We start from the raw sequence: 13458 nt of genomic DNA on the forward strand, positions 1-13458 counted from the left end.
TGCAGCCTGTATCTTCCTCTCCTCCGGGGAGGGTAGGAGAGAGGCTTATCTTGTAAAATTCGTTTCTAAAATCTTCTTTAATACTGTTTGAGCAGCAAAAACACGATTGCCCGCTTGCTTAATTACCAATGAATTGGGGCCGTCGAGTATTTCATCGGCTAGCTCTAAGCCACGACGAACAGGTAAGCAATGCATCACTTTAGCGTTATCGGTAAGTTTTAATTTGTTATTGGTTATCATCCAGTCTTCACCAATGGTAAGTACTTTACCATAATCAGTGTAGCTCGACCAGTTTTTTACGTACACAAAATCAGCGCCTTTTAAGGCTTCATTTTGATTATACGTAATAGTTGCACCTTTGGTAAAGTCTTCTGCAAGATCATAGTCTTCAGGGTGCGTAATCACAAATTCAACAAGACCCTCTTCTTGCGCCCGGCACATCCATTCTGAAAACGAGTTAGGAACGGCCTGAGGCAAGGCTTTAATATGTGGCGCCCAACTTAACACTACTTTAGGTTTAGGTTTTGTTGCCTGTTCTCTGATGGTAAGTAAATCGGCAAAGCTTTGTAAGGGGTGGCGAGTTGCACTTTCTAATGAAATTACCGGAACACCGCAATGCTTAATGAACTTTTCCAAAACCTCTTCGCTATAATCTTCCTCTTTGTTTTGAAGCCCTGGAAAGCAGCGAATGCCTAAAATATCGCAATATTCACCTAAAACTGCAGCTGCTTCTTTAATATGCTCAACCGAGCGGCCATTCATGATCACATTGTCATTCATCTCCAGCGCCCAGCCTTCTTTGTCCATGTTGATCACCATCGTGTTCATTCCCAGGTTGTACGCGGCCTTTTGAGTGCTCATGCGAGTTCGCAAACTTGGATTCAAAAAGACTAAACCTAACGTTTTATGGTCGCCATAATCTTCAAATCCTTGAGCATTCTGTTTAATGGCAATTGCGTCGTTTACCCATCTAGTTAGGCTGTCGACATCATGTACAGATGTGAATTGTTTCATATAATGAGATATGAGAAGTGAGGTATGAGATATGAGATAAGAAGTCCGAACATTCTATCCTTCACTCATTCAATCAATCTATATTTTAATTTGTTACAGCTAGTTTAGTTATTATTTTGTCAAATGCTTTTAAGAAATGATCCGCTTCTGCTTTTGTGATGTTTAATGCCGGCAGCAAGCGAATGGTGTTTTGTTTGCCTGAAACACCTGTTAATATGTACTGCTCATTCATCAATGCCTTGCGAACGTCAGCATAATTCTCCATTTCAATACCGATCATTAATCCGTAACCACGCACTTCTTTAATCGCATCAAATTTTTTCAACTCGTTCATTAAGTAGTTGCCAATTTCAGCAGCATTCTCAATTAAATTATCTTGTTTGATTACATCGCAAACGGCAATAGCCGCCGCACAAGCAAGGTGATTGCCGCCAAAAGTGGTGCCTAACATTCCGTGTTTGGCTTGTATATGAGGAGCGATGATAATTCCCCCGATCGGGAATCCATTGCCCATTCCTTTTGCCATCGAAATAACATCTGCTTTAACGCCTGAATGTTGATGAGCAAAGAATTTGCCCGAACGCCCGCAACCTGATTGAATTTCATCCAAAATCATCAATGCTCCGAATTTGTCACAAAGTGATCTTATCTTTTGAAGGAAAGAATCGGTTGGGATTTGAATTCCTCCAACTCCTTGAATCCCCTCAACAATTACCCCTGCGATTTCATTATTCATGGCAGCTTCTAGTGCAGCTTCATCATTGAATGGCAGGAAGATGATGTTGTCGGTTTCATTGATAGGAGCAATGATCGATTTATCATCAGTAGCTGCTACCACTGCAGAAGTACGGCCATGGAAGGCTTTGCTAAAAGCAATTACTTTTTTGCGTCCGGTATGGAATGAAGCCAGTTTCAAGGCATTCTCATTTGCTTCTGCACCTGAGTTGCATAGGAATAACTGATAATCATCGTATCCGCCGGTAAGTTCACCTAATTTGGTTGCATATTCCTTTTGAATCGGAATTTGTACCGAGTTAGAGTAAAAGCCAATTTTGCCTAATTGATCATTGATCAGTTTAACATAATGCGGGTGCGTGTGACCAATCGAAATCACGGCATGACCTCCGTAGAGATCTAAATATTTATTTCCTTTCTCATCCCAAACGTAAGAGCCTTCAGCTTTTACAAGTTCTTGTGGGAATAAGGGGTATACATCGAATAAGTTCATTTTTTTAAGTTTAAAATCCTACCGGTTTTAATTTTAGTCCTGTTTTTTCATCCAATCCAAACATCAAATTCATGTTTTGAACTGCTTGTCCCGACGCTCCTTTTAACAGGTTGTCAATGATGCTCAACACCATTAGTTTATTTCCATGTTTTTCAACATGGACTAAACACTTATTGGTATTTACCACCTGCTTTAAGTCGATGTTTTTATCGGAAACATGCGTAAAAGGGTGTAATGCATAATAGTCGCTGTAAAGTTTTTCTGCGTCTTCTTGTGATCCTTCAAACTCAGTATAAGCCGAAACCATTATTCCTCGGGCAAAATCACCACGGTACGGAATGAAGTTAATGTCTTTCTTAAAACTGTTTTGTAATTGTTTTACACTCTGGGTGATCTCTTTTAAATGCTGATGCCCAAAAGCTTTGTACACCGAAAGGTTATTATTTCTCCAGCTAAAGTGTGAAGTCGAACTTAACGATTGCCCTGCTCCGGTTGAACCTGTAGTAGCTGAAATATGTACTTCCTCATTCAATAAACCTTTAGCGGCTAAAGGCAATAAAGCCAACTGAATGCAGGTGGCAAAGCAACCCGGGTTGGCAATATTTTGTGCCGATTTGATTTCTTCACGCTGAAGTTCCGGTAAGCCGTAAATAAAATCTCGTGTCTTAAGTCCGGAGTCTTGAGCTTGATCTGAATGGCTCTTCAGTCGAAAGTCCTGGCTTAGATCGATAATGCGAATATGTTCTTTTATGTCATTAGCTACCATAAACTTCTTTGCATCACCATGTCCAACACAAAGGAAAAGCACATCAATGTTATCAGATAGTTTGTCTGCAAATTTTAGATCAGTATCGCCTAATAAATCAGTATGAACATCTGAAATATAATTTCCAGCGTTACTGTTACTATGTACAAAGGCAATTTCAGTATCAGGGTGATTAATCAGGATACGAAGCAGTTCGCCTCCTGTATAACCCGCGCCACCTACTATGCCTACTTGTATTTTTTTGCTCATTGTTTATAATAATTCAATGAGAGAAGTATTGAGTGAGAGAATGGGTTTATCGCTAATTCTCAGTACGCAATACTAAAATCTCAATTCTATAAATTGTTTACTTTATGATAAATACTCACCTGATTGCCGAATATTTTGGTGAATCCTTTTACGTCGTCACCGGTCCATGCGTTATTCATTTCACCGTAGCTGCCAAATTTGGCACTCATTAAATCATGGTCGCTTTCAATGCCGGTTACCATAAATTGATAAGGTTTTAGCGAAACGAACACTTTGCCGGTTACAAATTGTTGTGTGCTGGTTAAGAATGCTTCAATGTCACGCATAGTTGGATCAAGCAATTGGCCCTCGTGCAACCAGTTTCCATAGAACATCGCCAATTGATCTTTCCAATATAATTGCCATTTGGTGAGCACGTGTTTTTCCAGCGTATGATGAGCTTTGATGATGATCAAAGGGGCCGATGCTTCAAAGCCTACGCGGCCTTTAATGCCGATGATGGTATCCCCAACGTGGATATCGCGACCAATGCCGAATGGAGCAGCAATGGCGGTAAGTTTTAAAATTGCTTCAGAAGGTCTTTCGAATTTCTCATCATTAATGCCATTCAGTTCACCGTTTTCGAAGTGAAGAATAATGTTTTCCGGCTCGGCTTTGCTTACTTGAGTCGGCCATGCTTCTTCCGGTAAAAATCCGCTTGAGGTTAGGGTTTCAACACCTCCAATTGAAGTGCCCCAGATGCCTTTGTTAATTGAGTATTTGGCCTTTTCTGCAGTGTAAATTACGCCATGTGTTGCCAGAAATTCGATTTCAGCCTCACGTGAAAGTTTCATGTCACGAATTGGAGTGATAATTTCCATTTCTGGACATATGATTTGAAATACCATGTCAAAACGTACCTGATCATTGCCGGCTCCGGTTGATCCGTGTGCAATAGCATCAGCGCCAATTTCTTTTGCATATTTAGCAATGGCCAATGCCTGAGCAATGCGTTCAGCGCTTACGGAAAGGGGATAGGTGTTGTTTTTTAGAACGTTGCCGTAGATGAGGTATTTGATGCAACTATTATAGTAATTGTCAATTTCGTTGATGCATTTATAGGTTTTAGCACCAAGCGAAAGCGCTCGCTCTTCAATTTGAAGCAATTCTTCTTTACTGAAACCACCTGTGTCAACAGTTACAGCGTGAGTTTCAAGGTTTTTTACCTTCGAAAGGTAAACGGCGCAATAGGATGTATCTAATCCGCCGCTAAATGCCAATACTACTTTTTTCATTATGGAGTTTAGGGAGTAAAATATATATAACGCTTTAGTGATCAGGAAGACTTTTTCCGTGAGATTGTTTGCGTTGTATAGGATGAGTTAAATTCATTTTAACGAATAAAAAATGCTCAATCAATATTTAAAATATGCTAACTGATTTGAATGACTTTAATTTCTCTTCAATGCGTTTAAACAAATTAGCTTTGTGAGTAACCTTTTGAATTTTTTCTTCATGAGAAATTTCAGGCTCACTTTCTTTTGGCTTTACTTTATCGGTAGGATCGTAAAGCATAGCGGTGCACAGACAGTTTTTACGGCCTTTAGCCATTAAAATATCATGATTCACACAGCTTTGGCATCCTTTCCAAAATTCTTCGTCGTCAGTTAGTTCAGAATAAGTAACCGGCTCGTAACCAAGATCGGAATTGATTTTCATTACCGCTAAACCTGTAGTAAGACCAAAGATTTTAGCATCCGGATATTTGGCTCGCGAGAGTTCGAATATTTTTTCTTTGATGGCTTTTGCAAGTCCTGCTTTTCTGTACTTAGGGCTAACAATAAGTCCGGAATTCGCCACAAACTTACCATGGCTCCAGGTTTCAATGTAGCAGAAGCCTGCCCAGGATCCATCTTTGTGTAGCGCGATGACTGATTTGCCCTCCCGCATTTTGGTAGCAACATATTCAGGTGAACGCTTAGCGATACCGGTGCCACGTGCTTTAGCCGACTCTTCCATTTCATTAACAATCTGTTCAGAAAAATCGATGTGTTGCTCTCCTGCAACAATTATATTAAAATCAGTAATTTCCACTGTGTTGAATGACAAATAAGTGCAAAAAAATGAAACATTACTGAACAATTTAAAAAGCTTATTCAGTAAGGTTCTTGAATAATAGTATAGGCTCAGAGGATGACCGCTACGTAAGTGGTCGAAGTGGCTATGGACGCATCAGCGTCGCGGGAAATAAATTACGGGAGCGGGTGCGACAAAAACTACGTTCGGAAACGTAGAAAAAACCATCTCTTTCGAGATGTTTATCATAGCACTGATGTATGATAAAAATTGTTTTTTCATTAATTTATAAATGACGTTTTGAAAAAAATAAATTATGCTAATGACAAATATTCAAATTTTAATTTGAAAAAGGAAAAATAAAAAATCATTAATTCGAATAGTTGACATTGAAAAGATAATTTATTGTCAAATTGTTAATTATGGGTCATGAGAATTATAAATATGGCAATTATTTATCGGGTCAAATCCATGTTGCAATAGAATGGGTATTCTATTCGTTGTGTAAAAACTGGGTTTTTGCTATAATAAACCGTGGTATTATTCTCAATACTTTTTATAATATTTGAATATTGTCAGTTTTTGTTAAATTCTTAGGTCAAAGCCACAAGAAGGATACATCGCTTTGCGAAGCAATTCCTAAGGCTGCTGATGACCAGAGATCAGATTGAAAACATGGCATAATAACTGCACTTGAATAACATACTACTCTTATGAAACCCAAAACTCTATAGAAATGAAGCAGTTGTATATTGGAAGAATAAGGAGATAGCGGACACAGCACTCACAGACTAAACATAAATGAATCGACTTTTTTTTATCCTTATCGTATTGGCAGCGAGTTTTAGTGCTGAGGCACAGAAAGTTGACACTGCCTATAAAAAAATCACTAATAAAATAAATATAGCTGAGCCGGAGGTTCATCGTATCATTTCCTCGCTGGCTTCTGATTCCATGCGTGGAAGGGGTTTGACAAATTATGGAGCTGAAATAGCTGCTGCTTTTATTGAAAACGAATACAGTAAGATTGGTTTGGAGCAATACAACAATTACACTAACTATCAGCAGCCATTTAAAGCAATTCGAATGATTCCGCAAGAAGGTTATGTTAAGATTAATGGTGTTAACATTGATCCGCAAAAAGTAATTCTGATAACAGATAAAGCCGAAATTAAATGGAAGAATACAGACTCTGTAGCCACTCCTGTTGAAGTTATTGGTCCAAAAGATGATTTCTTAAAACGGTTGAAGCAAATAGAGGGAACTAAAAAAGATGCCATCGTTTTAGTTGATTATAAACATGCTGCTGTTTTCGGAGTATTTCGTTCACGTTTTAAACGCGATCGATTTGAAAGCGATTCATCAGCGCTTGCCAAGAACTCTTATGTGTTTATTATGGATAATCAAACATCCTTGTCGAAATATGATATTTTAGTTAAAAATGAAGTCAAATACATTAGCATGTATAATGTGGTAGGTATGATTCCTGGTAAAGCTAAAAAGGATGAATATGTGATCTTCTCAGCCCATTACGATAATTTCGGCTATGTTTCGGTAAGTAAAGGCGATTCAATTGCTAATGGTGCTGATGAAAATGCTTCAGGAGTAACCGCAGTAATCGAATTGGCGAAATACTTCAAAGAACAAGGAGGCAACGAGCGAACTTTATTATTTGTTAACTATAATGGTGAAACAATTGGAGGTGTGGGCTCGAAATACTTTTCAAAAAATATTGATCCGGCAAAGGTTATTGCAGTTTATAATATTGATGCTATCGGGAAAGAATCAAAATTTGGGCCTCGATCAGCATTTATTACGGGTTATGATAAAAGTAATCTGGGTGAAAAAATGAAAGCAGAAGGGGCTAAAATCAATTTTAAATTTAAACCTGATCCTTACAAAGACCAAGGGTTGTTCTACCAGGCTGCAAATACTCCACTAGCCTTGCTGGGGGTTCCTTCGCATACGTTTTCAACGGTACAAATTGATGTCGACAGGTATTTGGGAGGCAATAAGCAGCGGGATGATATGAATACCATTGAATTGAATAATATGACTGAAATTATCAAAGCAATTGCTTTTGCCTCAAAGGATCTCGTGGATGGAAAATTCACTCCTGACCGGGTAACGAAATTACGCGACGATCCGAATAAAAGAAATCAATAAGAAATCTGAAATTGACAAGAAAGGCTGAACATTAATTTGTTTGGCTTTTTTTATGTTAAAAACGCTCAAACGTAAGGCAACCTTTAATCGGCCTGTCGCGTACTCTTAAATACTCATTAGTTCTTTTTTTCAGGTGTTTAAACAGTATAGTCATGAAAAAAACAATCAATTTTTTTGAAAGCAATGCACGTTTGATTGCTTTTATTGCCATTGTTGCTTTATCGAGTCTATTGGCATGTTCGAGCAATAATAATGATATGCCTACTCCAACGGTTACACCGATTCTCTATTCAGCAACATTTGTGAAAACCGATGCGAATGTAATTACTTCTGCAACCGGCACTTTTACTTCAACTCTAGATCCTTCTACTAGAGTGTTAACTTATACAGTTACTTGGAGTAATTTAACGGGTAATCCAATTGAAATGCATTTTCATGATGCCGGACCTATCATTATTCCAGTTACTGGCTTTACAAGCGCTATTTCTGGTAGTTATTCCGGCACTGCCACGTTTACAGCTGAGCAGGTTGTTGACTTAGGGGCAGGTAAGATATATTTTAATATCCACACCCCAAACTATCCTTCGGGAGAGATTTTGGCTGCACTAACAACAACTGGTGGAACTCCAGCGCCAGGCACACCGGGGTATTAATTAATGATTCAACAATTAAGCAGGCCTCCAATATAGTATGCTCTTGTAATGTATTCGATAGCTGTGTTAAACAAGAGCATACATTTTTTTGATTTATGAAGAAGCTGGTTTTTTTATTAATTGGAGCGGAGATTTTATATATGGGATGTTCCTATATGGCAGCAGAGCAACCTCCTGATAATCAGACGAATTGTACGCCGCGGTTCCCGAATCAACAGGTAACGTATAATAATTATGTAAAAAGAATTGTTGCTAATAATTGCACCATCACCTGTCATCGGGGGGGCGATAGTCAGGGGACTGGAAATTTTACCACTTATGCTGGAATAAGGCAATATACGCCTGATATATTTTATTTCAGGGTTGTGCAAGATAGAGCAGATATGCCACAAGGGAATGCGCCTTTGCCCAAATCAGTACGTGATTCATTAGATATATGGATAAAGAATTGTAGTCCTGAAAATTGATGAAAAAGAAAATTTGGAAATAAAATTGAACAAACGGCCATTAATTATATTTAGAAAGCTAAAAGTGAAATCTGTAAATTTAAGGTTGGTTAAATCGACCAAGCATTTTAATATAAGGATCATTGGTGTAATTGCTTTAAGCGTAAAAGATCAGATGCTTCATGACTGAAGAAGACCTGCTTCAATTAATAAATGGTTGTATAAAACAGGATAGACAAAGTCAAAAAATGCTCTATAAGGTTTTCTATGGCTTTGCTATGAGTATTTGTCTGCGTTATGCAAGTAATCAGTACGAGGCTTCAGAGATAATCAATGAAGGCTTCTTTAAACTTTTTACGAACATGAATAAGTATGATCCGGAAAGACCTTTTAAAGCCTGGCTCAGTAAGATCATGCACAATGTTTCAATTGATTATTACAGGTCAAACTTTAAGACCTCAATAATGGATGATTTAGAACGAGCCGAGTTTGTAACGAATGAGGCCTCGATAGAATCAAAATTGGCTTACGAAGATTTGCTTGCACTGATTCAACAATTGCCTCCTGCCTATAGAACCGTCTTTAACTTATTTGCAATTGACGGCTACTCACATGATGAAATAGCTAATATGTTAAATATTTCTTCAGGTACTTCAAAATCAAACCTGTTTAAGGCCAGGCAGAAACTACAAAAAATGCTGATGGAACTATCAAAAAAAAATGAAGTAAATGAAGTTGGATTTTTAGCAATTAACATAAACCAAACACTGAAATAAAGGCTTCCAAAAAATCAAGCAATATGGGCGTTAATAAAAACATTGATAAGATATTTAGGGAGGGGCTGAGAGAGTCGGAAAATAATACCGTATTCAATGAAAATGAATGGGATTTGCTTGAAAAACGCCTTGATAAAGCTGAAAATAATAAGCGAATCTTTTTTTGGTTAAAAACTGCAAGCGGGATAGCGGCTATTTTAGTTTTAGGGTTTGTTTTATGGCAACTGCCTTTAGGCAAGCAATCAGCTGAATCAATTCCTGGTTCAAACAAAGACATCACACAAAATAAAAAAGTAATAAAAGAGCATAATCAGAGCGGAGATCAGCTTGTCAAATCGTTGGATACAAAGACTAAAGCAGTCACTGAACCAGTTCAAAAGCCCCCAAAAGAGGGATTATTAACTTTTAACGAAAATCCATCTTTTTCATTCGATTCAACAAATGCCAATGTGGCGATTATGGTGCCCAATGAAAGCAAAAAAGAACTTTTTGCTGATCAAAGAAGCCCTTCGTTAATAGTGGATTCAGGAAGGTTGTCAAGCATTGTGAAGAATAAGGACGATAGGTACGCGTTTGAACATAAAAACAAAAGGCCTGTAACTGATCGGCTGGTCTTAAGTTTTTCTGTAGCTCCGGCTTTAAATGGGGTAAATAACTTCAAAAATCCGGATTTAGGAGGCGATATTGGAATGCTGTTGACCTACAAAATGTCAGAAAAATGGAGCCTTACAAGTGGTGCCATTTACGCTAAAATGCTTTACTCTACAGGATTCGAAAATTATAATCCGAATTCACAATATCGGTTTAAGTACGCACCTAGCAATGTAAATGCTGATTGTCGTGCTTTGGATATTCCCTTAAATATAAATTATACAGTTTTCAATAAGAAAAACAATAAAATTGGGCTGACAGCTGGTTTGTCGTCTTATTTGATGTTAAAAGAGAATTATAATTTTGTTTACGATTATCCAAATCCATCCTATCCTCAGTCATATGAAATAAGAAATAAAAATCAACATTGGTTGGGGGTTGTTAATTTGCAGGCTTCCTACGAACGCAAAATAAATTCTAATGTTGGAATTGGTATTCAGCCTTTTGTAAAAATTCCTATTGAGAATATTGGTTATTCTCAAGTAAAACTAAAAACAGTGGGCGTGGCGGTAAATCTCAATTTTAATTTAGGGCCTTCTAAGTCAAAAAAGAAATAAGTTTTCTGTTAATCAGATAGTTATGTCTTCTTTTGATTTAATCCAAAATTTCCATTTCATTTCCAAAAAACTGCTACCTTTGCATCAAATTCTTAAGGGGTGCCTTAGGAGTTAAAAGTGATAAAGTAATAAGTACTAAGTTTTTTAGATAACCCAGGCCTGGATCAAAAAAGAACTTAGAGCTTAAAGAACCAAAACTTATAACTCTAAAATACAGGCTGAGATTATACCCATCGATTATCGATTTTCCTCTAAAAGATCATGATCGAACACCTGATCCGGATAATGCCGGCGTAGGGAGGGAAGTTAAATTGTAAGCGGTTACATACCTCTTGTTGCCGTAGGTTTAACTATTAACAATAAAATGAAAAGATTTTTACTAATAGTCGTAATGGCTATTTTATTGCCATTTATGGCTTTTGCCCAGTTTACAATAAGTGGGAAAGTGATTGACGCTCAAAGCAAACAAACACTCGTTGTCGCTAATGTGGCGATTAAAAACACCAATTGGGGTGTCCAAACAAATTCACAAGGTTATTTTGAGCTTAAAAAATTAAAACCAGGTAAGTATACCTTAAGCATTTCTTTTGTCGGATATAAAACAGAAGAGAAGGAAATAGCCCTTGATGCCGATAAAAACATAGAGATTGCTTTAACAAAAAGTTCATTTGTAGCTGATGAAGTGGTTGTTCGTTCAACGCGGGCTGCAAATAATTCAGCTACCACCTTTAAAAACATCACTAAAGAAGACCTCAATAAACAGAACTTAGGCCAGGATTTACCTTTCCTGCTCAATCAAACGCCATCTGTTGTAGTAAATTCTGATGCAGGAAATGGAGTTGGTTATACAGGTGTTCGTATACGTGGTAGCGATGCCAGCAGAACAAACCTTACGGTTAACGGTATTCCGCTTAATGATGCTGAATCACAAGGAAGTTATTTGGTTAACCTGCCAGATTTGGCTTCATCAATTGATAACATTCAAATTCAAAGAGGAGTTGGGACTTCAACAAATGGGGTTGGTGCATTTGGAGCCAGCATAAATGTTCAAACCAATAAATTGAACGAGATGCCTTATGCAGAAGTCGCCAGTTCAGGAGGTTCATTCGGTACATTCAAGAATACCTTAATGATGGGATCAGGTTTGATAGGCAATTTTGCCTTTGATGGTCGTTTGTCAAAAAATACTTCTGATGGATTTGTTGATCGTGCTTCTTCCAATTTAAGTTCTTATTTCCTGTCAGGTGGTTTTTATGGAAAGAAAACCTTAATTAAGTTGAACGTTTTCTCAGGTAATGAAAAAACCTACCAAGCTTGGAATGGAATTCCTGAAGCGCGTTTGAATGGCGATGTAACTGGGATGCAGGCTTACATCAATCGTAATTATTTAAGTGATGAAGAGGCTCAGAATCTACTAAATTCCGGTAGCCGCACTTATAATTACTTTACCTATAAAAACCAGACTGATAATTATAAGCAATCTCATTACCAGGCTTTCTTCTCCCAAGCGCTTAGTCCGGTGTTAAACCTCAATGTTGGGCTACATTTTACTCATGGAGAGGGCTATTATGAAGAGTATAAGGCCGATGATGCCCTTTCGAAATACGGCTTGCCTGATGTTGTTATAGGAGGAGACACCATAAAGAACTCGAACCTGATTCGCCAAAAATGGCTGGATAATAACTTCTACGGAACGGTTTATTCGTTACAATATTCACCAACAAAACAATTGGGTTTAACACTTGGTGGGGCTTATAATGAATATAAAGGAGGCCATTATGGAAAGGTTATTTGGGCTCAGTATGCATCAACAGGAAGCATTGATCGCCGATATTATGATGACGATGCCACCAAGAAAGATTTTAATATCTATTGGAAAGCCAATTATGGTATATCATCAGAATTAAATGCTTTTGTTGATCTTCAATATCGTCATGTTAATTACTCATTTTTAGGGTATAATCAGGAAATGATAAACACTCAACAGACTGTTGCATTAAACTTCTTCAATCCTAAATTCGGCCTTAATTATAAGTTCGATGAGAAGAACAGCACTTACCTTTCATACGCGGCAACGAGTAAAGAGCCTGGGCGTGAAGAGTATGTTAATTCAACGCCAGAGAGCAGACCTAAACCTGAAAATCTCAAAAATATAGAGTTAGGTTTTCGTAATCAAGGGGATAAACAATCGGTAGGGCTGAACTTGTTCTGGATGCACTATCGTGATCAATTGGTGTTGACTGGGAAAGTAAACGATGTGGGAGAATATGTGCGTACGAATACGCCTAAAAGCTACCGTACGGGTATTGAAGTTGATGGAAGCATCCAGTTAACTAAGGTAATTAAATGGACTGCAAATGCTTCATTGAGTGCCAATAAAATTGTGGGCTTTGATGAATATCTTGATAATTATGATGACGGATCTCAGCAGGTGCATATTTATAAGAAAACGGATATTTCTTACTCTCCATCATTTATTGCAGGGAGCACATTCACTTTTGACCTGGTTAAAAACCTTCAGCTTGCTTTAATTAGTAAGTATGTGAGTAAGCAATATCTTGATAATACTTCAAGCGACACACGTAAGCTCAATGCTTTCTTTGTGAACGATTTCAGGCTTGTGTACGATCTTCATCTGAAAGGAATAAAAAATCTTGGTTTTACAGTATTAGTAAACAATTTATTCAATACTCGCTATGAAGCAAACGGTTATACCTACGGATATATTTATGGAGGTGAGCGAATTGATGAAAACTTTTACTTTCCTCAGGCAGGAATTAACATGTTAGCAGGAATTAACTTAAAATTTTAATCCATCTACCTTAAAACTCAGGCCTCTTCTTTTTTTTGAAGAGGCCTTTTTTGATAGGTATTATTATTGTATGATGTTTTAAGGT

11 protein-coding genes are annotated in these 13458 nt (G+C 37.6%); 6 read left to right on the forward strand and 5 right to left on the reverse strand.

Annotated elements, in window-relative coordinates:
* Positions 1-45 precede the first annotated feature (45 nt).
* From FN756_RS07055 to FN756_RS07075, 5 genes are all read right to left on the reverse strand, one after another.
* A complete protein-coding gene (locus FN756_RS07055; protein WP_142602755.1) occupies positions 46-1014 on the reverse strand; it encodes a Rossmann-fold NAD(P)-binding domain-containing protein in 969 nt (322 codons plus the stop codon).
* An 85-nt stretch (positions 1015-1099) separates the two neighbouring features.
* Positions 1100-2242, reverse strand: a complete 1143-nt coding sequence (locus FN756_RS07060) for an aspartate aminotransferase family protein (RefSeq protein ID WP_142602757.1) — start codon at positions 2240-2242, stop codon at positions 1100-1102.
* Between the two features lie 10 nt (positions 2243-2252).
* Positions 2253-3257, reverse strand: a complete 1005-nt coding sequence (gene argC / locus FN756_RS07065) for an N-acetyl-gamma-glutamyl-phosphate reductase (protein WP_142602759.1) — start codon at positions 3255-3257, stop codon at positions 2253-2255.
* 86 nt (positions 3258-3343) lie between these two features.
* Complete coding sequence (locus FN756_RS07070) at positions 3344-4531, reverse strand: argininosuccinate synthase (RefSeq protein WP_221929036.1); 1188 nt, start codon at positions 4529-4531, stop codon at positions 3344-3346.
* 127 nt (positions 4532-4658) lie between these two features.
* Positions 4659-5330: a GNAT family N-acetyltransferase gene (locus FN756_RS07075; protein ID WP_142602867.1), complete on the reverse strand. Its 672-nt coding sequence runs from the start codon at positions 5328-5330 to the stop codon at positions 4659-4661.
* 783 nt (positions 5331-6113) lie between these two features.
* Here FN756_RS07075 and FN756_RS07080 point away from each other — a divergent pair.
* The 6 genes from FN756_RS07080 (at position 6114) to FN756_RS07105 (ending at position 13373) form a co-directional block, all read left to right on the forward strand.
* Positions 6114-7478, forward strand: coding sequence for a M28 family peptidase (locus tag FN756_RS07080; RefSeq protein ID WP_142602763.1), 1365 nt, complete (start codon positions 6114-6116; stop codon positions 7476-7478).
* Between the two features lie 152 nt (positions 7479-7630).
* Positions 7631-8131, forward strand: a complete 501-nt coding sequence (locus tag FN756_RS07085; RefSeq protein WP_142602764.1) for a CHRD domain-containing protein — start codon at positions 7631-7633, stop codon at positions 8129-8131.
* 95 nt (positions 8132-8226) lie between these two features.
* On the forward strand, positions 8227-8598 hold the full coding sequence (locus FN756_RS07090; RefSeq protein ID WP_142602766.1) for a hypothetical protein: 372 nt from the start codon (positions 8227-8229) through the stop codon (positions 8596-8598).
* A gap of 161 nt (positions 8599-8759) precedes the next feature.
* Positions 8760-9353, forward strand: coding sequence for an RNA polymerase sigma factor (locus FN756_RS07095; RefSeq protein ID WP_142602768.1), 594 nt, complete (start codon positions 8760-8762; stop codon positions 9351-9353).
* Positions 9354-9376: 23 nt separating this feature from the next.
* Entirely contained in the window at positions 9377-10561 is a 1185-nt protein-coding gene (locus FN756_RS07100; RefSeq protein ID WP_142602770.1) for a PorT family protein, read from the forward strand.
* A gap of 364 nt (positions 10562-10925) precedes the next feature.
* Positions 10926-13373: a TonB-dependent receptor gene (locus FN756_RS07105; RefSeq protein WP_142602772.1), complete on the forward strand. Its 2448-nt coding sequence runs from the start codon at positions 10926-10928 to the stop codon at positions 13371-13373.
* Positions 13374-13458 lie beyond the last annotated feature (85 nt).

This window comes from Solitalea koreensis (assembly GCF_900182575.1).
Lineage (GTDB): Bacteria > Bacteroidota > Bacteroidia > Sphingobacteriales > Sphingobacteriaceae > Solitalea > Solitalea koreensis.